This is a genomic window from Streptomyces sp. NPDC025721, assembly GCF_055558595.1.
Genome location: NZ_JBVHMF010000010.1, coordinates 53,844 through 78,259 on the forward strand (window position 1 = coordinate 53,844; position 24,416 = coordinate 78,259).

Genomic DNA, 24,416 nt, shown 5'->3' on the forward strand with positions numbered 1-24,416 from the left:
TTGAGCCATGTCGCCCTGGCCGCCTTGAATGCGCGGTGAGCGACCTCCTAAAGTTCAACCATCGACCTCACCCAGCGTTTCCGGAAATAATCCGCGCTGGCCGGTTCTCTCAATGTCGAGTGTTTCCGGCAGTTTGCCTGAGGTACCTCCTTCGTTACCCCTGTGCTACATCGGTACGGTGTCGGCGTCATGCCTTCGCCGGTCAACTGTGCTGCTCAGAGGCTTGCTTGCTGACACGGATTCCCTTGGTGAACCGGACAGTGCGACGAAAGGACCCGGCACAGTCATGTCCAATGCGCCGCGATTACGCGAGGCTTCGGAAAATCCCGCCGCCGACGAGAACGTCCGCAATATCGCGCACCTGCTGCTGCGCGCCGCGGAAAAGCACCAGGACTCGGGCATCCGCTACTGTCACGGAATGGCCGGTGAATCCACCCGGCTCCAGACCTACCCGCAATTAGTGGACGACGCGCGCCGGTCGCTCACCGGACTGCGCGCACACGGACTGCGCGCGGGCGACAAGGTCGCGCTGCTGGTGGAGCGCCCGCACGAATTCCTCACCGTCTTCTGGGCCTGCCTGCTGGGCGGCCTCGTGCCCTGCCCGCTGGTGCCGCTGCGCGGCGACCCGGAGCGCTGGGCGGCCCAACTGGCGCACGTCGACCAGTTGCTCGACAAGCCGCTGCTGATCGCCGACGAGGCGCTGGCCGCCGAACTCCCGCGCGTGCCGGGCCTGTCGGCCGTACCGCTGGAAGGGCTGCGCGGGCACGAGCCCGCCGCGGAGCTGTACGACGCGGAGCCCGGTGAGCTGGCGCTGCTGGTGCTGACCTCGGGCTCGACCGGCAACTCCAAGGCCGTGATGCTCACCCACGCCAATCTGCTGGCGTCGATGGCGGGCAAGAACGGCTTCCACCGCCTCACCCCCGCCGACACCTCGCTGAACTGGGTGTCCTTCGACCATGTCGCGGCGCTGCTGGAGTGCCACCTGCTGCCGCTGTACGCGGGGGCGCTCCAACTCCACGTCGAGCCGCAGGTGGTGCTCAAGGAGCCGCTGGACTTCCTGCGGCTGCTCTCCCGCCACCGGGTCACCATGACCTTCACGCCCAACTTCCTGCTGGGCCTGGTCAACGCGGCCGTGAGCGGGGCGTCCTCGGTCACCGAGGGCGCGAGCGGCGGCGAGCCGCTCGACCTGTCCCGCCTGCGCCACATCATCAGCGGCGGCGAGGCCATCGTGTGTGCCACCGGCCGTACCTTCCTCGACGAACTGGCCCCGTACGGCCTGTCGTCCTTCGCGCTGTGGCCCGCCTTCGGGATGACCGAGACGTGCGCGGGCAGCGTCTACTCCACCGGCTTCCCCGAGCTGGACGCCGGGCAGGAGTTCGCCAACCTCGGGCTGCCCGTGGAGGGCCTGGCCATCCGGGTGGCGGACGAGGAGACCCACCGGCCGCTGGCGGAGGGGCAGGTCGGTGAACTCCAGCTCCGCGGGCCGATGATCACCGGCGGCTACTACAACAACGGCCAGGCCACCGCCGACGCGTTCACCGCCGACGGCTGGTTCCGCAGCGGCGACCTCGGCCGGATCGACGGCGGACGGCTCACGCTGGTGGGCCGCAGCAAGGACAGCGTCATCGTCAACGGCGTCAACTACTACAGCCACGACATCGAGACCGCCCTGGAGCAACTGGAGGGCGTCGCCCGCTCGTTCGTCGCCGCCTTCCCCACCCGCGTGCCCGGCGCCGACACCGAACAGCTCGTCGTCGCCTTCCACCCCGAGATCCCCGCGGCCGACGAAGCCGGACTCTTCCGGCTGCTCACCGCCGTCCGCTCCACCGTCGTCATGCACTGGGGCTTCCGCCCCGCGCTGCTGCTGCCGCTGCCCGAGAGCGCCTTCCCCAAGACCAGCCTCGGCAAGATCCAGCGCTCCCTGCTGCGCAAGCGCCTGGAGAACGGCGACTTCGCCGCCGCCACCGCGGCCGTACAGGAACTGACCTCGCGTCAACTCGGCGGCTACACCGCGCCCGAGGGCGAGACCGAGTGGCGACTGGCCGCGATCTACGCCGAGATGTTCGACACCACCGCCGACCGGATCAGCGCCACCGCCAGCTTCTTCGACCTCGGCGGCACCTCGCTCGACATCCTGCGGCTGCGGCTCAGTGTCGCCCGGCGACTCGGCGTCGCCGACCTCCAGATCATCACCGTGCTGACCGCCCCCACCGTCCGCGACCTGGCCGCCAGGATCACCGCCGACCTCGCCGCCGGGGACACCACGACCGGCGAGCGGCCGTACGACCCGATCGTCCCCATGCAGCTCAGCGGCGGCAAGACCCCGCTGTTCTGCGTGCACCCCGGCGTCGGCGAAGTCCTCGTCTTCGTCAACCTCGCCAAGTACTTCGTGGCCGACCGGCCCTTCTACGCGCTGCGCGCCCGCGGCTTCAACTGCGGCGAGAAGCCCTTCGCCACCTTCGCGGAGATGGTCGCCGCCTACGTGGACGCGATCCGCGCCAAGCAGCCGCACGGGCCGTACGCGGTCGCGGGCTACTCCTACGGCGGCGCGGTCGCCTTCGAGATCGCCAAGGTCCTTGAGGCGCGGGGCGAACGCGTCGACTTCGTCGGCAGCTTCAACCTCCCGCCGCACATCAAGTACCGCATGGAGGAACTGGACTTCGTCGAGACCGCCGCCAACCTCGCCTTCTTCCTGGCCCTGATCAACAAGAAGCAGTCGCTGGAGATCCCCGGCACCCTGCGCGGGCTGCCCCGCGAACGGCAGCTCCAGCACTTCATCGACATCGCCCCCGCCGACCGGCTCGCCGAACTCGACCTGACGGCCGAGAAGTTCGCCGCCTGGGCCGAACTCGCCGACGGCCTCACGGACCTGGGCCGCGGTTACCAGCCGAGCGGCACCGTCCGCTCGATGAAGGTCTTCTACGCCGTCCCGCTGCGCGGCACCAAGCAGGACTGGCTGGAGAACGAACTGCGCCGCTGGGACGACTACACCACCGGGCCCAACGACTACATCGACGTACCGGGCGAGCACTACACGCTGATGGGCCCGCAGCACGTCGCCGCCTTCCAGGCCATCCTGCGCCGGGAGTTGGACCGCGCCATGGGCGACGCAGACGCGGACGCATACGCGGACGCGGAAACCGAAACCGACACCGACACCGGGGACGTGACAGCGTGAAGGGCAAGAAGATCCTGGTCACCGGCGGCACGGGGCAGGTCGCCAGGCCCGTCGCCGAAGCGCTCGCCGCCGACAACGACGTCTGGTGTCTCGGCCGCTTCGGGACCCCCGGCGTCGCCGCCGAACTGACCGCGAGCGGCATCACCACCTTCCGCTGGGACATGGACGACCTCGGCCCCGACACCCTCAAGGGCCTCCCCGACGACTTCACCCACGTCGTCCACTCCGCCGTCCGGCGCGGCGAGGACGGCGACTTCAACGCCGCCGTCGCCGTCAACTCCATCGCCACCGGGCGGCTGATGACCCACTGCCGCAGCGCCGACGCCTTCCTGTACGTGTCCACCGGCGCGCTCTACGCCCGCCAGACCCTCGACCACCGCTACACCGAGACCGACCCCGTGGACGGCAAGGCCGACTGGCTGCCCGCGTACCCGGTGGGGAAGATCGCCGCCGAGGGCACCGTGCGCGCCTTCGGCCAGGTGCTCGGCCTGCCGACCACCATCGCGCGGCTCAACATCGCCTACGGGCCCGGCGGTTACGGCGGCGTCCCGATGCTCTACTTCAAGCGGATGCTGGCGGGCGAGCCGATCCCCGTGCCCGTCGAGGGCCAGAACTGGTGCTCGCTCCTCTACACCGACGACCTCGTCCGCCAGGTCCCGCGCCTGTGGGAGGCCGCCGCCGTCCCCACCACGCTCGTCAACTGGGGCGGCGACGAAGCGGTCGGCATCACCGACTGCGTGCGGTACCTGGAGGAGCTGACCGGGGTCACCGCCACGCTCGTGCCGTCCGAAGTCACCCGCGAGACCTACCAGTTCGACCCGGCGCTGCGCCGCGAGCTGACCGGCCCCTGCGAGGTCGGCTGGCGCGACGGCATCCGGCGCACCCTGGCCGCGATGTACCCCGGGCACCTGCGCGAGCACAGCGCCGGGGGGGTGGGCGCCGGTGTCCGGGCGTAGCAACTCCGAGGCGGTCCGGGCCGCTTACCGCGCCTTCGCGGAACGCGACGTCGAAGGGCTGCTCGCGATCCTGCACCCGGACGTCGACTGGGTGCACCCGGACGGGATGGACACCTACGGGCTCGGCGGTACGAAGAGGGGGCACGCGGGCGTGAAGGAGTTCCTCGCCCACGTCCCCACCGTGCTGGGCGGAATGCGCCTGGAGCCGCTGGAGTTCATCGAGTCCGGCGACCGGATCGTGGTCTTCGGCATCCGGCAGGTCACCTCGCTGACCGGGCACACCGAGACCCTTCAGTTCGTCCACTCCTGGACGATGCGCGACGGCCGGGCCACCGCCATGGAGGACATCTTCGACACCGTCCTCTTCCACCGCCTCATCGAGAGCTGAGGGAGCGGCCCTCATGAGGTACGCCTATCTGGGGCCCGAGGGCACCTTCACGGAGGCGGCGCTGCGCTCCGCGCTCGGCACGCGGGTGCCGGGGCCGGGGTCGGTGCCGGTGTGCGAGCCGTATCCGACCGTCGCCGACGCCCTGGAGGCCGTACGGCGCGGCCACTGCGCCGCCGCGATGGTGCCGGTGGAGAACTCCCTGAAGGGCGTGGTCCCCGCCACCCTCGACGGCTTCGCCGCCACCGACGACCTGCACATCGTCGGCGAGACCGAACTGCGCGTCAGCTTCGCGCTGTTGGGCCTGCCCGGCGCCACTCTCGACGGCGTCGAGCGGGTCCGCAGCCACCCGCACGCGCTCGCCCAGTGCGGGCGCTGGCTCGGCCTGAGGCTCCCGAACGCCGTGACGGAGGCGGCCGGTTCGACGGCGGGCGCCGCCCGCGACCTGGCCGGGTCCGGCGACCCGCGCGACGCGGCCGTCGCGGCGCCCGCCGTCGCCGAGCGGTACGGGCTGCGCGTGCTCGCCACCGACATCGGCGAGCGCGAGAACGCCGTGACCCGCTTCGTCATGGTCCGCCGCGCCGGGGTGCCGCCCGCCCGCACCGGCCGGGACCGTACCTCCCTGCTGGTGTCGGCAGGCGACGGCACACCGGCCGCGCTGCCCGGGATCCTGTCCGTCTTCACGGCGGGACGCGTCAGCCTCGCGTGGGTCCAGGCGTGGCCGACCGGGCTGCGCCTGGGCGACTACCGCTTCTTCGTGGACGTCGAGGGCCACATCGACGACCAGCGGGTCCGCCACGCCGTCGCCGCGCTCTCCGACGTCGGGGCGCGGGCCAGCTTCCTCGGGAGCTATCCGCGCGCGGGGGCTCGCGCCACCGCCGTTACGGCTGCCACGGCCCTCAGGCGCCGGGTGCCGCTGCCGTCACCGCCCTTCCCCGCCGTCGTGCTGTGACCCCTGTGACCCCTGTGACCCACCCGCCCGCGCCCGTACCCCACCCCAGGAAGGACACGCCGTGAGCACTGCGCCCCGCCCGCCCGTCGGCAACCCCCAGGACCGACTGGTCCAACTCGGCCTCGGATTCTGGCAGTCCAAGGTGCTGCTGACCGCCGTGGAGCTGGAGGTGTACTCGGACCTCGCCGCCCACGGCCCGGCCGACGCGTCCGCGCTCGCCGCCCGCCTCGGTCTGCACCCGCGCGGCGCCCGCGACTTCTTCGACAGCCAGGTCGCGCTCGGCCTGCTGGAGCGGACGGACGGGGTGTACGCGAACACGCCCGACACGGCGGCCTTCCTCGACCGCGCCCAGGACACGTACATCGGGGGCCTGTTGGAGATGGCGCAGGAGCAGTGGTACCAGTCCTGGGGGCACTTGACCGAGGCGCTGCGGACCGGTGAGCCGCAGAACAACGTCGGGGGAGCGGACGGCAATCCCTTCGATGTCCTGTACGCCGACCCGGAGTTGACCAGCCGCTTCCAGAAGGCGATGACCGGCGGTTCGCTCGCCGCCTCGCAGGCGCTGGCCGCCGCCTTCGCCTGGGCGGACGTCACGAGCGTCGTCGACATCGGCTGCTCCGAGGGCATCCTGCTCAACACCGTACTGACCGCGCACCCGCACCTGCGCGGCACCGGTTTCGACCTCCCGGCCGTCGCGCCCACCTTCCACGAGACGGTACGGCGCGCCGGGCTCGGCGACCGGCTCCGGTTCGAGCCCGGCAGCTTCCTCACCGACGCCCTGCCCACCGCCGACGTCGTCGTCTTCGGCCGCGTCCTGCACGACTGGGACCTCGACACCAAGCGGATGCTTCTGAAGAAGGCGTACGAGGCCCTGCCGGACGGCGGCTCCGTCGTCGTCTACGAGTCGATGATCGACGACGACCGCCGCGTCAACGCCTTCGGCCTCCTCACCAGCCTCCACATGCTCCTCGAAAGCCCCGGCGGCTTCGACTACACCGGCGCCGACTGCGTCCGCTGGCTGGAGGAAACCGGCTTCACCTCCTGCTCCGCCCAACCCCTCGACGGCCCGGTCGCCCTGGTGACCGGCCGCAAATAGCCCTCCGGCCGGGTGTGCGCCGTCCGGCCCGCAGCCGAATCGGCCCCCGCGCCGCGCGCGCCCCGCGACCGGCCTCAGCGGGCCCCTGCGGGCCGCGCCGCCCGCGCGGGTGCGCTGAGGCACCGGCCTCGATGCCTGCCCTGGCCTGTCCGGACTCGGGGCGGACGGCTGACCGGGCCGGGCACGTGCGGCCTGCGGGGGGCGTCGAGGTGCCGGGCGCGGTCTCGCAGGCCGGGGCGGCGGTCAGTGGGGGGTGGGGGCTGCGGGGGTCGGGGGGCGGGTGTTGACCAGGGACCTCACGGCAGTGAGCACGGCGGAGATCGAGGGGCAGGCGATCGTGCCGGTGCGGGCCACGAGGGTGACGTGGCGGGTGAGGGTGAGGGCGGCGGGGGTGACGCGGACGACGGGGAAGCCGGGGCGGTCGGGGACCAGGTCGGGGACGAGGGCGACGCCCCAGCCGTGGGAGACCAGGCCGAGGACGGCCTGCATGTCGTCGGTCTCGGCCACGGCGTCCGGGGCGAACCCGGCGCCGTGGCAGGCGTGCAGGGTCAGCCGGCCGAGCGCCGAGCCCTCGTCGTAGATCCAGGGGTCACGGGCGAAGTCGGCCAGCGGCAGAGGCTTCCCGGCCCCGCCCTGTTCCGCGAGCGGGTGGCCCGGCGGCACCGCGAGCCGGATGCGGTCGCCCGCGACCGGCTCCTCGGTCAGCCCCGGCACGTCCGGCTCGGGGATCTGGTCGTAGCGGGAGGCGACGACCAGATCGAGCTGATTGAGCCGCACGGCCTGCCGGGCCTCGCTCCTGCGGACGTCGTGCAAGGTGATCCGGAGGTTGGGATGGTCGCGCCGCAGCCCGGCCAGCACCGGCACGAGCAGCGCCGGGCCCTCGTGGAAGGGCATCCCGACCCGCAGGTCGCCGTAGACCTGTCCGCTGAATTCCAGCAACTCCGATTCAGCGGTCTCCAGTTGGGACAGGATGTCCTCGCCGTGCCTGACCAGCAACCGGCCGACGGCGGTCAGCGTCGCCTTGCCGTTCGTCCGGTCGAGCAGCGGCACCCCGGTCTCCGCTTCGAGCGCCGACAGGTGCTGGGAGACCGCCGACCGCGTGTAGTTGAGCGCCTGCGCGGCCCCGGCGATCGAGCCCCGGGCCTCCACCTCGCGCAGCAGCAGCAGTTTCCGTACGTCCAGCACGCCGCAGTCCCCCCGCCCCGTGGCACCGTCAGTTTTCCTGACGCCCAGCGTCAATTACCGTCACGCCAACGGTACAGCGGGGGCCTACGGCCGACGGCTTTAATGACAACGACTTCACGCCGAACCCCCGGAGAGACCACTCATGTCCGAGCCCGTGACCGCACCCGCCCCGACAACCGCCGAGCGCGTCCACCCGCTGGAGTTCGGCATCGCGCTGAACCCGGAGGCCGCCCGGATCGATGAGCTGATCCGGCTCGCCGAACTCGCCGACAGCCGCGGCTTCGAATTACTCGGCCTCATGGACCACCCCTACATGGGCGCCGCCCTGGAGGCGTGGACGCTGCTGTCCGTGCTCGCCGCCCGCACCGAGCGCATCCGGCTCTTCCCCGACGTGGCGAATCTCCCGCTGCGCCCGCCGGCCATGCTCGCCAAGGCCGCCGCCTCGCTCGACCTGATCAGCGGCGGCCGGGTGGAACTCGGCCTCGGCGCCGGAGCCGCGGCCGACCACGGCGGAGGCGGCATGGGCGGCCCGCGCCGCTCGCCCAAGGTCGCCATCGACGCCCTGGAGGAGGCCGTCGCGGTCATCCGCCGGGTGTGGGCGGCCGGGGACACCCCCGCCGCGTACGAGGGCGAGCACTACCGGCTGGAGGGCGTCGTCCCCGGACCCGCGCCCGCGCACCCGATCGGCATCTGGCTCGGCGCGTACCGGCCCCGGATGCTGGAGGTCACCGCGCGCCTCGGCGACGGCTGGCTGCCGAGCTTCCCCTACCTCGACCCGGCCGCGGTCATCGCGCTCAACCACCGCATGGACGAGGCCGCTTCGGCCGCGGGCCGCGCCCCGTCCGACGTCCGGCGGCTCTACAACATCATCGGCCGGATCGACGGAAACGGCACCGCGCCCTTCAACGAGGGCAGCGCCGCGTGGACGGAACGGCTCACCGAACTGGTCCTCGACGGCGGCGTCAGCGCCTTCGTCCTGACCCCGATGGCCGACCACGCCCGGCAGATCGAGACCTTCCACGCCGAGGTCGTCCCTGCGGTCCGCGAAGCGGTGAGCAAGGAAGGCGCGAACCGATGAGCACGCCCCAGACCCCGGGTACGGGCGGCGGCGGTACGGCCACCACGCCCGCGGGCCGCGCCATGGTCAGTACGCTGCTCGGCGCGCACGCCGCCCTGCGCCGCGACCTGGACTCGCTCGGCCAGGCCCTGCGGCTGCTCGCCGCGAAGGACCCGGCCGCGCTCGGCGAAGTCCACGCCCGCATGGACGACTTGACGCTGCGTCAGGCTGCCTGGCAGCTCAAGTCGTTCTGCGACATGTACTGCCAGACGGTGCACGCGCACCACTCCATCGAGGACTTCCGGATCTTCCCCGCCGTGCTGCGCATCGCCCCCGAGCTGCGCCCGGTGGTCGACAGGCTCACCGCGGACCACCTGGCGCTCGGCTCGCTGCTCGACGCGATGATCACGTCGGTCGGCGCGCTGCCCGACGCCGACTGGGCCACGGCGCAGGACGCCGTGCAGGCGCTCGCCGACCACCTCGCGGCCCACCTGGACCTCGAGGAAGCGCACATCATCCCCCAGCTCGGCCGGCTGTCGAGCTGGATCTGACGGCCGTACGCGTCCCCGTAAGCCTTCCCCTCACCCCGGAGCCCCGATGTTCGCCGTCACCGTCGTGCTGTCCCTCGTCCTGGCGCTGGTCTTCGCCGCGCTCGGCACCTTCAAGGTGATCAACCACCCGAAGGCCGCCGAGACCGCGGAGCACCTGGGCCTGTCCCTGTCCCTCTCCCGCGCCATCGGCCTGCTCGAAATCGCCGCCTGCGGTGGCCTGTTGATCGGTCTGGCCTGGGCCCCGCTCGGCGTCGCCGCCGCGGCCGGGGCCGTCCTGCTGCTGATCGGCGCCACCGGCACCCACCTCAAGGTCCACGACCCGGCACAGGTCGCCGCCTTCCCCGCCTTCCTCGCGGTGCTGTCGGTGATCACCCTGATCCTCCGCCTCAAGACGGCGTGACCGAAGGCGGCGTGACCCGAGACGGCGTGACCCGAGACAGCGTGACCGAACACGGCGTGATCAAGACGCTGAAGACGGCCTGATTACGGTGCCGCCGCCCCCGCGGGGTACGGTCGCCGCGACGGTACGGCGTCCGCCTCCGCGGGCGCAGCCGTAGTGGCGCAGGAGGTGTCATATGGGTCTACGTCCGCGTACCGCGCATGAACTGAGCCTTGAGCCCCATCCCGGAGGCGGCTGGTACGGCCGGGTCTACACCTCACCGGTCGAGGTGCCCGTGCCGGGTCTCGACGGTGTCCGGCCGACCGCCGTACTGATCCACTACCTGCTCAGCCCGGGGGAGCGGTCGTCCTGGCACCGGGTGAGCTCGGACGAGCTGTGGCTGTGGCGGCGCGGCGGCCAGCTCCGGCTGCGCCAGGGCGGCACCGGCGGGGCCCCGGTGGAGAACGGCTCGGCGGAGGCTTCAACGACCTTGCTGGGACCGGGACATGACTATCCCGTCACCCATCTCCAGATGCTCGTCCCCGCGGGCACCTGGCAGTGCGCCGAGCCCGCGCAGAAGCACGAGGTTCTCGTGAGCTGTCTGGTGACGCCCGGCTCGGGCCTGGCCGACATCGAGCTGTACGAGGAGTCGGCGGCGCGCGCGGGAAATTGAGCGCTTGAGGGTGCGATATCCCGTATTGCGGGGGGTATTTGGCGCATGCAAGCCGTTGCGGTGATCCGCCAGTCACCAGTTGGCCGGAAACGCGCAATCCGGGCGGCCCGGAGAAGGCGCGCGGTGGCGCGGAGTCGGGCGCGAGTGTGCGGCGTAGGTCCGCGAAGGCGGGGAAGAACGAGGAAGACGCGAGAGGAAGGGGCGGCCGGTCAGGGCCAGACGAGACAGTAGAGCTGGTGACCGGACTCCTCGCAGCGGCGGGCGAAATCCTGCCATTCATGGAGCATCTGGTAGATCACGAACGCGTCTCTCGGACCGCGTCGGTCCGGCACGGTGGACCATATGAAGGCGGCGGCGCCCAGCGATTCCTCGTTGGCGGTGCGCAGCGGCTCGACGACCGAGTGCGGCAGCCGTACCACCGCGTAGTCCGGGTGCAGCACCACCAGTTCGAGCGGCGGGACCTTGGCGGGGGGTATGCCCTCGATGCCGGTGAGGACCATCGCGGCCATCGTCTCCGGCTTGACCTTGGTGTACATGCCGTGGCCGAGTTCGTCGCCGCCGAGTTCCTCGGGGCGCATGGAGATCGGGACGCGTGCGGCGGTGGCGCCGTCGGGCGCACCGAAATACTTGTAGGTCACCCCCACTCGGCCACCCCTGCTCCTGCCCTCGCTCGCGGTTGAACGGTTTTCCGGTACACGGTCGGCGGGGTTCGCGGGACGGCGTCGCCTGCCGGTGGGACGGGCGCGTTCGGGCTCGTGCTCGCCCGGTCCTTCACCCGGTCCGCCACCGCGCTGCTGCATTCCACTACCCGACCATCCGCAGACCCAACCACGCAACCCGATCATCGTCTCAGATGCAGGGTTGAGACGTTGCCGCGCAACGCCAGGCATTTGAGAGCATGTGCGTGTGAGCTATCCGTACGAAGCACCAGTGTCCCAGGAACTCTTCGACCGCGCGGCGGCCGTGACACCAGGCGGTGTGAACTCCCCGGTGCGGGCCTTCCGCGCCGTGGGCGGCACGCCCCGGTTCATGGTGTCCGGCACGGGCCCCTATCTCACCGACGCCGACGGCCGCGAGTACGTCGACCTCGTCTGCTCGTGGGGACCGATGATTCTCGGCCACGCGCACCCCGAGGTGATCGCCGCCGTCCAGGCAGCGGTCACGCGCGGTACATCCTTCGGCACACCCGGTGAGGGCGAGGTCGCGCTCGGCGAGGAGATGGTCGCGCGGGTCGAACCGCTGGAGCAGGTACGGCTGGTGTCGTCCGGCACCGAGGCCACGATGTCGGCGATCCGGCTCGCGCGCGGCTTCACCGGCCGGGCGAAGATCGTCAAATTCGCGGGCTGCTACCACGGCCATGTGGACGCGCTGCTGGCCGCCGCGGGATCGGGCGTGGCCACCTTCGGCCTGCCCGACACCCCCGGCGTGACCGGCGCGCAGGCCGGGGACACCATCGTGCTGCCGTACAACGACCTGGACGCCGTACGCGCCGCCTTCGCCGCGCACCCCGGCGAGATCGCCTGCGTGATCACCGAGGCGTCGCCCGGCAACATGGGCGTCGTCCCGCCGCTGCCCGGCTTCAACGCCGGACTCAAGCAGCTCTGCGCCGACGACGGCGCGCTCTACATCTCCGACGAGGTGATGACCGGCTTCCGCGTCAGCCGCTCCGGCTGGTACGGGCTCGACGGGGTGCGCCCCGACCTGATGACCTTCGGCAAGGTCATGGGCGGCGGTTTCCCCGCCGCGGCCTTCGGCGGCCGGGCCGACGTGATGAGCCGCCTCGCGCCCGCGGGCCCCGTCTACCAGGCGGGCACGCTCTCCGGGAACCCGGTCGCGACCGCCGCGGGCCTCGCGCAGCTCAGGCTGCTCGACGAGGCCGCGTACGCGCGCGTCGACGCGGTGTCGGTGGAGATCCGGGAGCTGGTCAGTGCCGCGCTGAGCAAGGAGGGGGTCGCGCACCGCGTGCAGACCGCGGGCAGCATGTTCTCCGTCTTCTTCACGGACGACGAGGTCCGTGACTTCGAGGACGCGAAGAAGCAGGAGGCATTCCGCTTCACCGGCTTCTTCCACTCGATGCTGGCGCAGGGCGTCTATCTGCCGCCGTCCGCCTTCGAGTCCTGGTTCGTGTCGACCACCCACGACGAGCGGGCCGTGGAGCGGATCGCCGCCGCGCTGCCCGCCGCCGCACGTGCCGCCGCGGAGGCCCACGCATGAGCGAGATGACCGTTGTCCACGTGATGCGGCACGGCGAGGTGCACAACCCCGACGGCATCCTGTACGGGCGCGCCCCCGGCTTCCACCTGTCCGAGCTGGGCCGCAAGATGGCCGACCGGGTCGCCGAGCACCTGGCCTCGCGCGACATCACCTACGTCGTGGCCTCCCCGCTGGAGCGCGCCCAGGAGACCGCCGCGCCCATCGCCGCCGCCCACGAGCTGGAGGTCGGCACCGACGAGCGGCTGATCGAGGCGGCGAACGTCTTCGCGGGGAAGACCTTCGGCGTCGGCGACGGGGCGCTGCGCAAGCCCGCGAACTGGAAGTACCTCACCAATCCCTTCCGGCCGAGCTGGGGCGAGCCGTACGTCGACCAGGTCGTCCGGATGACGGCCGCGCTGGCCGCCGCCCGCGACGCCGCCCGTGGGCACGAGGCCGTCTGCGTCTCCCACCAGCTCCCCATCTGGATCGCCCGCAGCTACGCCGAGCGGCGCCGCCTGTGGCACGACCCGCGCCGCCGTCAGTGCACGCTGGCGTCCCTGACCTCCTTCACCTACGACGGCGACCGCATCGTCTCCGTCGGCTACAGCGAGCCCGCGCGGGACCTGGTCCCCGCCCGGCTCCTCTAGGACTCGCCGCCCCGCGCCCCGGCCGGGGCGCACCCGTCCACTGGGCGAGTGAAGAACCGGAGCCACCCGAGGGAACCTCGGCAAGTTTTGCCGCATGCCGCGTAACCGCGAGGAACTTGTGAACGTCATGGTGGGTGACCACTTTTCTGCCCACTCGGCCGTCAGGCCGGAGAAGCCGAGAGACGGGACCGTTCCACGATGTGCGCCATGAGCCGCAGGACCCTGTTGACCACTAGCGCTGGGGCGGCGGCGGCCGGGCTCGGCGTCGCCGGCTGCGGCACGGGGAAGGGGGTGAGCGGCGGCGGAGCGACGCCGGTGGCGAGCAAGACCGGCGAGAAGTCGGGGGCGAGCGGCCGCCAGGCCCCGAAGAAGACCGTGACCCTCATCGGCGACGGATCGACGGCGTACACCGGGACGCAGCCCAACCAGCCCAGGCCCGAGCGGCTGGAGCCCGGCCAGGCGCCGCCGCAGTTCGTGATCTTCTCCTGGGACGGCGCGGGCGAGGTCGGCAACGGCCTCTTCCCCCGCTTCCGCAAGCTCGCCGAGAACCACGGCGCGTCCATGACCTTCTTCCTGTCCGGGCTCTACCTGCTGCCGGAGGGCAAGAAGCTCCAGTACGCGCCGCCGAACAACCGGCAGGGCGCCTCGGACATCGGCTACCTCACCGACCAGCACGTCCGGATGACGCTGGACAACATCCGGCAGGCGTGGCTGGACGGCCACGAGATCGGCACGCACTTCAACGGTCACTTCTGCGGCGGCAGCGGCACCGTCGGCCGCTGGACGTCGGCCGACTGGAAGAGCGAGATCGACCAGGCCAAGTCGTTCGTGAAGAGCTGGAAGACCAGCACGGGCTGGCACGACCAGGACCCGCTGCCCTTCGACTACGAGAAGGAGCTGGTCGGCGGCCGGACCCCGTGCCTGCTCGGCCAGGACAATCTGCTGCCGACCGCGAAGGCGCTCGGCTGGCGGTACGACGCCAGCTCGCCGGGCGGCAACCAGGTGTGGCCCTCCAAGCGCGGCGGCCTGTGGGACCTGCCGCTCCAGCTCATCCCGTTCCCCGGACACTCCTTCGAGGTGCTGTCCATGGACTACAACATGCTCGCCAACCAGTCGCACGCGGCCACCAAGTCCGACCCGGCCAACTACCCGGGCTGGCGCCGGCAGGCCACCGCCTCGTACATCGCGGGCTTCGAGCGGGCGTACTCGACCAACCGCGCGCCGTTCTACATCGGCAACCACTTCGAGCAGTGGAACGGCGGGATCTACATGGACGCCGTTGAAGAAGCGTTCAAGCACGTCGCCGCGGCCCGCGACAAGGCGAACAACGGCGACATCCGCATGGTGTCCTTCCGGCAGTACGTGGACTGGCTGGACGCGCAGGACCCGGCCGTCCTGGACAAGCTCAGGACGCTGGAGGTCGGGCAGTCGCCCGCCGGCGGCTGGCGGGAATTCCTCGCCGCGCCCGCCGTGAGCAGCGGCGGGACCAGCAGCTCGGGCAAGGCGCCGGTCGGCGCCGGAACCGCGACTACCTGATCCTTACTTGGGGCAATTGCCGTTTTTGGGGTTGGCGTCGGGGGCGTGGAAGATCGCGCGAAGGCCCATGCGAAACTTTTCACATGAGTCCTACGCGCGCCCTCCGACGCCGCTTTCCCCGCAGTGCCGCGGCACTCGTCGGGGCCGCCGCGCTCGCGATGACGACGGCCGCCTGCTCGTCGACCTCGACCTCGGGGACCGACAACACCAACTTCATGGGCGGCACCGGCGAGATCAACGTCCTCAAGGCCGCCGACCGCAAACCCGCCCCCGACATCTCGGGCAAGACGGTCACCGGCGGCACGGACAGCCTGGCCGCGTACAAGGGCAAGGTCGTCGTCGTCAACATCTGGGGCTCGTGGTGCGCGCCCTGCCGCGCGGAGGCGCCGAACCTCGCCGAGGTCGCCAACGCCGACAAGGACAAGGGCGTGCAGTTCCTCGGCATCAACACCCGGGACCTGGACGTCTCCAACGCCGAACGCTTCGACAAGCGCTTCGAGATCCCGTACCCCAGCCTGTACGACCCCTACGGCTCGCTGATCCTGCGCTTCCCCAAGGGCAGCCTCAACCCGCAGAGCCTGCCCGCCACCCTCGTCATCGACCGGCAGGGCAAGCTCGCCGTCCGCGCGCTGAAGCCGCTCAGCGTCGAGGACCTGCACCGGATCATCGACCCGCTCATCGCGGAGAAGTGACGTGCAGGCAAGCGCCGCCGCCGCGGTCGTCACCCTGAGCGCCGCGACCGACCCCAACCAGACGGTGCTCACCGGGGCGCTGCTGGCCGCCATCCCGATCGCCATGTTCGCCGGGCTGATCTCCTTCTTCTCGCCCTGCGTCCTGCCGCTGGTCCCCGGCTATCTGTCGTACGTGACCGGCGTCACCGGCACCGACCTCGCCGAGGCCAAGCGGGGCCGGATGCTGCTGGGCTCGTCGCTGTTCGTGCTCGGCTTCAGCGCCCTGTTCGTCTCCGGCGGCGCCCTGTTCGGCAACTTCGGCGCGCAACTGCTCGTGCACCGGCAGATCCTCTCCAAGATCTTCGGCGGCCTCACCATCGTCCTCGGCCTGGCCTTCATGGGCATCGTCGGCGGCCTGACCCAGCGCGAATTCCGCTTCCACTACCGGCCCGCGCTGGGCCTGGCCGGGGCGCCGGTGCTCGGTCTGCTCTTCGGCCTCGGCTGGGCGCCCTGCGTCGGCCCCACCCTCGGCGCCGTCAACGCGCTGGCCTTCAACGACGCCAGCGCGGGCCGCGGGGCGCTGCTGATGGCGTTCTACTGCGCGGGCCTCGGTGTGCCGTTCATCGTGGCCGCCATAGCTTTCCGTCGTACGCTCGGCGCGTTCGCGTGGGTCAAACGCCACTACGTGTGGGTGATGCGCGCCGGCGGCGCGATGCTCGTCGCGGTCGGCGTCCTCCTCGTCACCGGCGTCTGGGACCACATCACCTACCAGATGCAGATCTGGTCGAGCAGCTTCACCCCAGGGGTCTGACCCATGAGCGTCACGGAGAAAACCGAGCGCGAGCCGCGCGAGGGCAACGACAAGGGCACGGGCGGCGAAGCGCCTCAGGAGCGCGACGGGCTGGGCGCCGCGGGCGCGCAGCTCAGCACCCAGCCCGTCGACACCCTGCGCAGCGCGCCCGCGATCGGCACCCTCGCCCTGCTGCGCTGGATGTGGCGGCAGCTCACCTCGATGCGGATCGCCCTGGTCCTGCTCTTCCTGCTGTCGCTGGCCGCCATCCCCGGCTCGCTGATCCCGCAGCACTCCGACGCGCTCAAGGTCGAGGCGTTCAAGAAGACCCACCCCGGCATCAGCCCGCTGTACGACCGGCTCGGGATGTTCCACGTCTACAGCTCGCCGTGGTTCGCGGCGATCTACATCCTGCTGTTCGTCTCCCTCGCGGGCTGCATCGTCCCGCGCACCTGGCAGTTCGTCGGCCAGCTCCGGGCCAGGCCGCCGGCCGCGCCGCGCCACCTCACGCGGCTGCCCGCGTACTCGACCTGGCGCACCGACGCCGAGCCCGAGCAGGTGCTGCACGCCGCGCACAAGGCGCTGCGCGGACGCCGGTTCCGTACCGCGCTGAGCGACGGCACCGGCAAGGACGGCAAGGGCGGCGGCGGTTCGGTCGCCGCGGAGAAGGGCTACCTGCGCGAGACCGGCAATCTGCTCTTCCACATCGCGCTCTTCGGCCTGCTGATCTCCTTCGCCGTCACCTCGCTGAACAAGGCCGAGGGCGGCAAGCTGATCGTCGAGGGCGACGGCTTCACCAACAACCTCACGCAGTACGACGACTTCTCGCCGTCCACCCTCTACACCGCGGACGACCTCAAGCCGTTCGGCTTCAAGCTCGACAGCTTCGACTCCGCGTACGAGACCAGCGGCCCCGACATCGGCAGCCCGCGGGTGTTCAAGGCCAACATCCACTACTGGGACGGCGCCGACGGCAAGCCCGTCAAGGGCACGATCGACACCAACCACCCGCTGAGCATCGGCGGCGAGAAGGTCTATCTGATCGGCCACGGCTACGCGCCGATCGTCACCGTCAAGGACGCCAAGGGCAATGTGGCCTTCCGGGGCCCGGTGCCGTTCCTGCCGCAGGACAGCAACATCACGTCCACCGGCACGATCAAGGTGCCCGACGCGGTCGGCAAGGACGGCAAGCCGCAGCAGCTCGCCTTCACCGGCTACTTCACGCCGACCGGTGACGCGGGCCAGGGCCCGCGCTCGTTCTTCCCCGGCCTGGAGAGCCCGCTGCTGTTCCTCAACGCCTACCACGGCGACCTCGGCATCGACGGGGGCGTCTCCAAGAACGTCTACCAGCTCGACACGACGAAGATGACGCAGTTCAAGCTGGAGACCTCGACTCCCGGCATCAACGCCGTCGCGCTCAAGCCCGGCGAGGCCATCACCCTGCCGGACGGCGCGGGCAGCCTCACCTTCACCGGGGTCAAGACCTGGGCCAGTTTCCAGGTCTCCCACCAGTCGGGCAACGAGACCGCGCTGATCAGCGGTGTCGCCGCGATCCTCGGCCTGATGGGCTCGCTCTTCATCCAGCGCCGCAGGATCTGGGTGCGCGCCGTGCCCGGCCCCGACGGCACCACCGTGGTCGAGATGGGCGGCCTCGGCCGCAGCGAGTCGGTGCGGATCGCCGAGGAGATCGGCGACATCGCGCTCCAGCTCCAGCCGGAGGCCCCGGCCCTCCCGGACGAGGACGAGGACGAGGACCCGGACGAGGACCCGGTCGGGAATTCCGCCGGGAACGCCGAGACGGCCGCGAACGCCGAGACGGCCGGGAAGGCCGATAACGCCGATAACGCAGCGAACGCAGCGAACGCTGAGAACACGGTCGAGAGCCCCGGCGAGGGCACCGGCCAACCGGACAATCCGGTCCCCGTAGAGTCAACCCCCCGGACAGACGACGAAGGAGCCCGCGCGTGAATATCGCGTCCGCGGTCAACGAGAACTTCGCGAACTACAGCAACTACCTGATCCGCTCGGCGATGTTCGTGTACGCGCTGGCCTTCCTCGCGCACCTCGCGGAGTGGGTCTTCGGCAGCCGCAGCAAGGTCGCCGTGCAGTCCGCGGCCCTCGCCGCGGAGACGCGCGAGGCCGAGGCGGCCAAGGCGGCGGCCCCCGCGGTCACCGTCAAGGTCGCCCAGCGCGGCGGCGCCACCACCACCCTGGAGCGCCCGCGCCCGAGCATCGTCCCCAAGGTCATCACCCGCGCCTCCGCCAGCGACCGCGGCATCGCCGACGGCCCCGGCGCCGCGGGCGACGACGAGAAGGGCGACCTCTACGGCCGGATCGCGGTGGCCTTCACCGCCCTCGCCTGGCTGCTGCACTTCGGCGGCGTCCTCTTCCGCGCCATCTCCGTACAGCGCCCCCCGTGGGGCAACATGTACGAGTTCTCCACCACCTTCGGCATGGTCGCCGTCGGCGCGTACCTGCTGCTGCTCGTGCTGAAGAAGAACGTCCGCTGGATCGGTCTGTTCCTCACCACGACGGTCCTGCTCGACCTGGGCCTGGCCCTGTCGGTGCTCTACACCTCCAGCGACCAGCTCGTGCCCGCGCTGCACTCGTACTGGCTGTGGATCCACGTGTCGTGCGCGATCATCTCCGGCGCGATCTTCTACCTCGCCGCGGTCGGCACGCTGCTCTACCTGTTCCGCGACCGCTACGAGACGGCGCTGGCAGCCAACCGCACGCAGAACAGCCGCTGGGCCGACGTCATGTCCCGGCTACCCGCGGCGGCGAGCCTCGACAAGTTCGCGTACCGCATGAACGCGCTGGTCTTCCCGCTGTGGACGTTCACCATCATCGCGGGCGCGATCTGGGCGCAGGCCGCCTGGGGCCGCTACTGGGGCTGGGACCCGAAGGAGACCTGGGCGTTCATCACCTGGGTCGCGTACGCCTGCTACCTGCACGCGCGCGCCACCGCCGGGTGGAAGGGCCGCAAGGCCGCGTATCTGGCGCTGATCGCCTTCGCGTGCTTCCTGTTCAACTACTACGGCGTGAACATCTTCGTCACCGGCAAGCACTCGTACGCCGGGGTCTGATCCCCCGGGGCCGGATTCCTCACCGGTCGCCCGCGGGGTCCTCCTGGTCGCCCTCGGACGGGGCCGCGCCGCCGTCCTTGCCTTCCCTGTTCTGCTTGTTCAGTTCGCTGAGCGAGCGCAGGAACTCCGGATTGTCGTCCGGGGCGACCCACACCTGGCGGGTACGCGGCCGCGGCTCGTCGACCTCGCGCGGGTCCTCGTGCCGCCCGCGGGTCCCTTCGTGGTCCCGGTGCCACTCCGAGGGCGTGGCGCCCTCGGAGGTGCGCACCCGGACCGGGCCGCGCCGCCGGCCGATCAGCAGCCAGGCCACCGGTCCGATCAGCACCTCGCCGAAGAACAGGATGATCAGCACCCACACCAGCTTCGGCAGCCCGCGCACCTCCCGCTCGGGAGTGCCGAGGCAGTCCACGAAGGCGTAGATCCACAGCGCGATCACCATCAGGTACGGCAGGTACTTCAGCACAGAGGCCCCCCACGGAACATTGCTCAGGACGCCCAGCCTAACGAGGCGGCGCGTCCGACGCCGGAGCGGGATGGAAGACTGGGGCCCATGGCTTACGACGATCTCCGCTCGTTCCTGCGGGCCCTGGAGAAGGACGGCGACCTCCGGCGGATCAAGGCCGAGGTCGACCCGTATCTGGAGGTCGGCGAGATCACCGACCGGGTCAACAAGGCGGGCGGCCCCGCGCTGCTCTTCGAGAACGTCCGCGGCTCGGTCGCCCCGCTGGCGATGAACGTGTACGGCACCGACCGGCGGCTGCTCAAGGCGCTCGGCCTGAGCGCGTACTCCGACATCAGCGACAAGATCGCCGGGCTGCTCAAGCCGGAACTGCCGCAGGGCTTCGTCGGGATGCGGGAGGCGTTCGGCAAGCTCGCCGGGATGACGCACGTGCCGCCGAAGAAGATCAAGGACGGGCCCGTACAGGAAGTCGTCCTCACCGGCGACGACGTCGACCTCGACGCGCTGCCCGCCCTGTTCACCTGGCCGCAGGACGGCGGCTCCTTCTTCAACCTCGGCCTGACGCACACCAAGGACCCCGAGTCCGGCGTCCGCAACCTCGGCCTCTACCGGCTCCAGCGGCACGACCGGCGCACCATCGGCATGCACTGGCAGATCCACAAGGACAGCCGCAACCACTACCAGGTCGCCCAGCGCCGCGGCGAACGCCTCCCGGTCGCCATCGCCTTCGGCTGCCCGCCCGCCGTCACGTACGCCTCCACCGCGCCGCTCCCCGGCGACATCGACGAGTACCTGTTCGCGGGCTTCGTGCAGAACAAGCGGGTGGAGATGGTCGACTGCAAGACGGTGCCGCTCCAGGTGCCCGCGCACGCCGAGGTCGTGCTGGAGGGCTGGCTGGAGCCGGGGAAGACGCTGCCGGAGGGGCCGTTCGGCGACCACACCGGCTTCTACACCCCGCAGGAACCGTTCCCCGCGCTGACCGTCGACTGCGTCACGATGCGCAAGCGCCCGCTGTTCCAGTCCATCGTCGTCGGCCGCCCGCCGACCGAGGACGGACCGCTGGGCCGCGCCACCGAGCGGTTCTTCCTGCCGCTGCTGAAGGTCATCATTCCGGACATCGTGGACTACCACCTGCCGGAGGCGGGCGGCTTCCACAACTGCGCGATCGTCTCGATCGACAAGAAGTACCCGAAGCACGCGCAGAAGACGATGCACGCCGTGTGGGGCGCGCACATGATGTCCCTCACCAAGCTCGTGATCGTCGTGGACGCCGACTGTGACGTCCACGACCTGCACGAAGTCGCCTGGCGGGCGCTCGGCAACACCGACTACGCCCGTGACCTCACCGTCGTCGAGGGCCCGGTCGACCACCTCGACCACTCCTCGTACCAGCAGTTCTGGGGCGGCAAGGCGGGCATCGACGCGACCCGTAAGCTGCCGGAGGAGGGCTACACGCGCGACGGCGGCTGGCCGGAAATGGTGCTCTCCGACCCGGAGACCGCGGAACGGGTGACCAAGCGTTGGAAGGAGTACGGGCTGTGAGCGGCGAGGCGATCCTGGACGGAGGCAGCGCGAAGGCCGGGCCTCCCCGCGCGAGCGGCGGCGAACCGGTGCGGGCGTTCCTGCGGCTGGTGATGATCGAGCACTCGGTCTTCGCGCTGCCCTTCGCCTACACCGCGGCGCTGACCGCGATGTTCCTCGACGACGGCTCGGTGCACTGGCTGGAACTGCTGCTGGTCACCGTCGCGATGGTGGGCCTGCGGACCTTCGCCATGGCGTGCAACCGGATCATCGACCGCGAGATCGACGCGCGCAATCCGCGGACCGCCGGGCGCGAACTGGTCACCGGCGCGGTCTCCGTACGGTCCGCGTGGACCGGCGCGCTGATCGCCGTCGCGGTCTTCCTCGGCGCCGCCGCGCTGCTCAACCCGCTGTGCCTGGCGCTCGCGCCGATCGCGGTGGTGCCGATGGTGGTCTACCCGTACGGGAAACGGTTCACCAACTTCCCGCACGCCATCCTGGGCGTCGCGCAGGCGATGGGCCCGATCGGCGCCTGGCTCGCGGTGGCCGGCGCCTGGTCGTGGGACGCGGTGATCCTGGGGCTCGCGGTGGGTGTCTGGATCGGCGGCTTCGACCTGATCTTCGGCTGCCAGGACGTGGCGGCCGACCGCGCCGAGGGCGTGAAGTCCGTCCCCGCCCGCTTCGGCATCCCGGCCGCGCTGTACGGCGCGCGCGTCTGCCACGCCGTGACCACGGGCCTGCTGGTCTGGTACGGACTCGCCACCCACGCGGGCGTCTTCTGGTGGATCGGCCTGGCGGTCGTCGGCGCGGCGTTCCTCTACGAGCACTCGATCGTCCGGCCGCACGACCTGAGCCGCCTCAACCGGGCGTTCTTCCAGGTGAACGGTTTCATCGGAATCGCGCTCTTCGTGTGCGCGCTGCTCGACCTGAGCGTGCGCGGCCTCGGTCTGTAGAACCGCCGTCCTGGTGACCGGGCCGCGCACGCGAGGCGATGCGCGGGGCCGTGGGTCGTACGGCCCCGCGCGGGTGCCTACGAATCCAGGCCGGAGTCGTCCGCCGAGCTGTCGTCGCCGTGGCCGAAGGCGAACATGAACAGGCCCATCAGGTCCTGCGGGTTGAGGACCTTGGCGCCGGAGGGGGCGCCGACCGGGTCGGCGCCGCCGTTGACGTCGACCACCAGGGGCAGCTTGCCCTTGGCCTTGGTGTCGAACTGGGCGACGTCCAGGCTGATCCCGGCGAGCTTGCCGCCCTTGACGGCGACGTCCACGGCCACCGTCTTGTTCGGCACCTTCTCCAGGTCCGACGGCTTGAAGTCGGGGATCTGCCTGGTCAGCGAACCGAGGCTGCCTTCCAGCTCCTTGGCGACCTGCCGCGCGGGCACGGTGACCTCGACGTGGTCGGCGCCGTCGTGGTTGCCCAGCTCCTTGAACTTGGCGTTGTTCACCAGCGCCTTGCGCAGCGCGTCCACGACCTGCTGCTGCGTCTTGGCGTCCAGGCCCTTGCTGGTGTCGGGGAGCGCGCCGAGCGGCGAGTCGCCGTCCTTGGACATGGACTTGGCGAAGGACTCGAAGGACTTCAGGTCCAGGCTGATCCAGTCACCCTTGAGGGCGGACTTCACCGAGGCGAGCGAGGCGGGCAGTTCGTCGGCCATGCCGAGGAATTCGTTGAGCTGCGCCGCGTCCTTGCTGGAGGAGCCGATCAGCGTCTCGAAGCCCTTGAGGTCCAGGCGCAGGTACACCTTGTCGTTCACGGCCCGGACGTCGACCAGGCTCTTCTTGCCGGAGCCGTCGGCGCCGAGCTGGAAGGCGAAGGAGCTCTTGTCGCCGTCCTTGAGGTCCTTGAACGCCTTGTCGGCGCTGAGGGCGACCGCGACCCGCAGGTCGGCCAGCGTCTTGGCCGTCTCCTTGGTGAAGTCCTCCTCACCCTGGAGCGCGGTGTAGATCTGGTCCGCCGAGGCGTCGAAGCGCACCCCGAGGGTCAGCGACTTCTCGCCGTTGAGCTTCTCGAAAGCGTTCTTGACCTTCGTGTCCGGGCTGGAGGCCGCGGCCGTCCCGCAGGCTGCGGAACCGGCGGCGATCATGGCCACGACTCCGGCGGCGGCAAGGCCCTTGCGCATGGTGATGATGACGGACTCCTTGGACGTGACGGAAGAAAGTATGACCAGAAGGATAACTGTGCGGAGGCTGTGACTCGCGGGAGTTTCCGCCCGGCACAGGGCTGTTGGCGGGGGATCGGCGCACTTCAGTGCGTGATCACGGTCACGGGGTCGCGGGTGTCGCGGTGACCCGGTGTAGCGGTGACCCGGTGACGCGGACTGACGGCGTGACACCGTCCCGTCCCGACGCGGCCGTCGTGCCGTGGCCGTCACGCCGTGACGGCCACCGTCCGTTCGCGGAACAGGAACGCGGCCACCACGCCGCCGATCAGCCCGAACAGGTGCCCCTGCCAGGAGACTCCGCTCGCGGTCGGCAGCACCCCCCACAGGATGGAGCCGTAGACCGCGCCGACGACGACGCCGACCACGATGTCCAGCGCCCTGCGGTCCACGAAGCCGCGCACCAGCAGATAGCTGAACAGCCCGAAGACCAGCCCGGAGGCGCCCGCGGTGTTGGTGTGGGCCGGGGCTATCAGCCACACGCCGAGGCCGCCGATCACGATGACGGTGAAGGCGACGGCCAGATAGCGGCCGATGCCGCGCAGCGCGGCGATGAAGCCCAGGACGAGCAGTGGCAGGCTGTTGGAGGCCACGTGCCCGAAGCCGAAGTGGATGAAGGCGGACGGGACGACGTCGATCAGCTCGGCCGGCTTGCGGGGCACGATGCCGAGCGAGTCGAGACGGTGCCCGGCGATCACGTCGACCGCCTCGATCACCCACAGCAGCCCGACCCAGCCCAGCATGAGGACGCCGGCGGCCGTCACCCGGCCGCCCGCGCGCAGCGGTGCGAGCAGCGAGTCGGCGCGCCCTCCCGTACCGGCTGATCGTCCCGCGGTCTGTCCGTACGTCACCGAAGCCCCCCTCAGGTCCAGTGCTCTCCCGTGTGCACAACGTCCGCGCACGCCTCCCGGGTTCCCGCTCGCGCGGGTCGATCGCGGGGTCGTT

23 protein-coding genes are annotated in these 24,416 nt (G+C 71.0%); 18 read left to right on the forward strand and 5 right to left on the reverse strand.

Annotation, left to right across the window (positions count from 1 at the left end):
* Nucleotides 1-286 precede the first annotated feature (286 nt).
* From ACZ4EF_RS16370 to ACZ4EF_RS16390, 5 genes are all read left to right on the forward strand, one after another.
* Entirely contained in the window at nt 287-3,178 is a 2,892-nt protein-coding gene (locus tag ACZ4EF_RS16370) for an alpha/beta fold hydrolase (RefSeq protein WP_467505009.1), read from the forward strand.
* On the forward strand, nt 3,175-4,134 hold the full coding sequence (locus ACZ4EF_RS16375; RefSeq protein ID WP_467505011.1) for an NAD-dependent epimerase/dehydratase family protein: 960 nt from the start codon (nt 3,175-3,177) through the stop codon (nt 4,132-4,134). Before ACZ4EF_RS16370 ends, ACZ4EF_RS16375 begins: the two co-directional genes overlap by 4 nt.
* Nucleotides 4,121-4,522, forward strand: coding sequence for a nuclear transport factor 2 family protein (locus ACZ4EF_RS16380; RefSeq protein WP_391051977.1), 402 nt, complete (start codon nt 4,121-4,123; stop codon nt 4,520-4,522). Before ACZ4EF_RS16375 ends, ACZ4EF_RS16380 begins: the two co-directional genes overlap by 14 nt.
* 13 nt (nt 4,523-4,535) lie before the next feature.
* On the forward strand, nt 4,536-5,471 hold the full coding sequence (gene pheA / locus ACZ4EF_RS16385) for a prephenate dehydratase (RefSeq protein WP_467505013.1): 936 nt from the start codon (nt 4,536-4,538) through the stop codon (nt 5,469-5,471).
* A gap of 61 nt (nt 5,472-5,532) precedes the next feature.
* Complete coding sequence (locus ACZ4EF_RS16390) at nt 5,533-6,567, forward strand: methyltransferase (RefSeq protein WP_467505015.1); 1,035 nt, start codon at nt 5,533-5,535, stop codon at nt 6,565-6,567.
* A gap of 243 nt (nt 6,568-6,810) precedes the next feature.
* Here the strand turns inward: ACZ4EF_RS16390 and ACZ4EF_RS16395 are convergent, their stop codons facing one another.
* Complete coding sequence (locus ACZ4EF_RS16395) at nt 6,811-7,752, reverse strand: LysR family transcriptional regulator (RefSeq protein WP_355340561.1); 942 nt, start codon at nt 7,750-7,752, stop codon at nt 6,811-6,813.
* Nucleotides 7,753-7,894: 142 nt separating this feature from the next.
* On the opposite strand from ACZ4EF_RS16395, the gene ACZ4EF_RS16400 reads away from it, so the two are divergent.
* The 4 genes from ACZ4EF_RS16400 (at nt 7,895) to ACZ4EF_RS16415 (ending at nt 10,412) form a co-directional block, all read left to right on the forward strand.
* Nucleotides 7,895-8,830, forward strand: a complete 936-nt coding sequence (locus ACZ4EF_RS16400; protein ID WP_467505017.1) for an LLM class flavin-dependent oxidoreductase — start codon at nt 7,895-7,897, stop codon at nt 8,828-8,830.
* On the forward strand, nt 8,827-9,360 hold the full coding sequence (locus ACZ4EF_RS16405) for a hemerythrin domain-containing protein (protein WP_355340555.1): 534 nt from the start codon (nt 8,827-8,829) through the stop codon (nt 9,358-9,360). The genes ACZ4EF_RS16400 and ACZ4EF_RS16405 overlap by 4 nt, the downstream gene beginning before the upstream one ends.
* Nucleotides 9,361-9,406: 46 nt before the next feature.
* Nucleotides 9,407-9,760: a DoxX family protein gene (locus ACZ4EF_RS16410; protein WP_355340552.1), complete on the forward strand. Its 354-nt coding sequence runs from the start codon at nt 9,407-9,409 to the stop codon at nt 9,758-9,760.
* Between the two features lie 175 nt (nt 9,761-9,935).
* Complete coding sequence (locus tag ACZ4EF_RS16415; protein ID WP_355340549.1) at nt 9,936-10,412, forward strand: cupin domain-containing protein; 477 nt, start codon at nt 9,936-9,938, stop codon at nt 10,410-10,412.
* 209 nt (nt 10,413-10,621) lie between these two features.
* Here the strand turns inward: ACZ4EF_RS16415 and ACZ4EF_RS16420 are convergent, their stop codons facing one another.
* The gene (locus ACZ4EF_RS16420; protein WP_223186742.1) at nt 10,622-11,212 is read right to left on the reverse strand and encodes a hypothetical protein; all 591 of its coding nucleotides are present in this window, start codon (nt 11,210-11,212) and stop codon (nt 10,622-10,624) included.
* A gap of 106 nt (nt 11,213-11,318) precedes the next feature.
* Here ACZ4EF_RS16420 and hemL point away from each other — a divergent pair, with 106 nt between their 5' ends.
* The 7 genes from hemL to ccsB all read left to right on the forward strand — a co-directional run bounded on the left by hemL (nt 11,319) and on the right by ccsB (nt 19,335).
* A complete protein-coding gene (gene hemL, locus ACZ4EF_RS16425) occupies nt 11,319-12,626 on the forward strand; it encodes a glutamate-1-semialdehyde 2,1-aminomutase (protein WP_355340546.1) in 1,308 nt (435 codons plus the stop codon).
* The gene (locus ACZ4EF_RS16430) at nt 12,623-13,252 is read left to right on the forward strand and encodes a histidine phosphatase family protein (RefSeq protein WP_355340543.1); all 630 of its coding nucleotides are present in this window, start codon (nt 12,623-12,625) and stop codon (nt 13,250-13,252) included. The genes hemL and ACZ4EF_RS16430 overlap by 4 nt, the downstream gene beginning before the upstream one ends.
* A gap of 198 nt (nt 13,253-13,450) precedes the next feature.
* Nucleotides 13,451-14,788, forward strand: a complete 1,338-nt coding sequence (locus tag ACZ4EF_RS16435; RefSeq protein ID WP_391163518.1) for a polysaccharide deacetylase family protein — start codon at nt 13,451-13,453, stop codon at nt 14,786-14,788.
* Between the two features lie 83 nt (nt 14,789-14,871).
* A complete protein-coding gene (locus ACZ4EF_RS16440) occupies nt 14,872-15,480 on the forward strand; it encodes a TlpA family protein disulfide reductase (RefSeq protein ID WP_391051954.1) in 609 nt (202 codons plus the stop codon).
* 1 nt (nt 15,481) lies between these two features.
* On the forward strand, nt 15,482-16,270 hold the full coding sequence (locus ACZ4EF_RS16445; RefSeq protein WP_355340534.1) for a cytochrome c biogenesis CcdA family protein: 789 nt from the start codon (nt 15,482-15,484) through the stop codon (nt 16,268-16,270).
* Between the two features lie 3 nt (nt 16,271-16,273).
* Nucleotides 16,274-18,217: a cytochrome c biogenesis protein ResB gene (gene resB, locus ACZ4EF_RS16450; RefSeq protein ID WP_467505022.1), complete on the forward strand. Its 1,944-nt coding sequence runs from the start codon at nt 16,274-16,276 to the stop codon at nt 18,215-18,217.
* Nucleotides 18,214-19,335 carry a c-type cytochrome biogenesis protein CcsB gene (gene ccsB / locus ACZ4EF_RS16455; protein WP_355340528.1) on the forward strand — a complete coding sequence of 374 codons (1,122 nt, stop codon included), beginning with the start codon at nt 18,214-18,216 and terminating at the stop codon, nt 19,333-19,335. Before resB ends, ccsB begins: the two co-directional genes overlap by 4 nt.
* 19 nt (nt 19,336-19,354) lie before the next feature.
* On the opposite strand, the gene ACZ4EF_RS16460 is transcribed toward ccsB, so the two are convergent.
* Nucleotides 19,355-19,798: a PLD nuclease N-terminal domain-containing protein gene (locus ACZ4EF_RS16460; RefSeq protein WP_355340526.1), complete on the reverse strand. Its 444-nt coding sequence runs from the start codon at nt 19,796-19,798 to the stop codon at nt 19,355-19,357.
* 87 nt (nt 19,799-19,885) lie between these two features.
* Between ACZ4EF_RS16460 and ACZ4EF_RS16465 the strand changes: the two genes are divergently transcribed.
* Together ACZ4EF_RS16465 and mqnP are read left to right on the forward strand one after the other, a co-directional pair.
* Nucleotides 19,886-21,337: a menaquinone biosynthesis decarboxylase gene (locus ACZ4EF_RS16465; protein WP_355340524.1), complete on the forward strand. Its 1,452-nt coding sequence runs from the start codon at nt 19,886-19,888 to the stop codon at nt 21,335-21,337.
* A 14-nt stretch (nt 21,338-21,351) separates the two neighbouring features.
* A complete protein-coding gene (mqnP, locus tag ACZ4EF_RS16470; RefSeq protein ID WP_467505149.1) occupies nt 21,352-22,269 on the forward strand; it encodes a menaquinone biosynthesis prenyltransferase MqnP in 918 nt (305 codons plus the stop codon).
* 77 nt (nt 22,270-22,346) lie between these two features.
* On the opposite strand, the gene ACZ4EF_RS16475 is transcribed toward mqnP, so the two are convergent.
* Both ACZ4EF_RS16475 and ACZ4EF_RS16480 read right to left on the reverse strand, forming a co-directional pair.
* Nucleotides 22,347-23,432 (reverse strand): hypothetical protein, encoded by a 1,086-nt coding sequence (locus ACZ4EF_RS16475; protein ID WP_467505025.1) that lies wholly within the window; start codon nt 23,430-23,432, stop codon nt 22,347-22,349.
* 248 nt (nt 23,433-23,680) lie between these two features.
* Entirely contained in the window at nt 23,681-24,214 is a 534-nt protein-coding gene (locus tag ACZ4EF_RS16480; RefSeq protein ID WP_355340731.1) for a rhomboid family intramembrane serine protease, read from the reverse strand.
* Between the last annotated feature and the right edge of the window lie 202 nt (nt 24,215-24,416).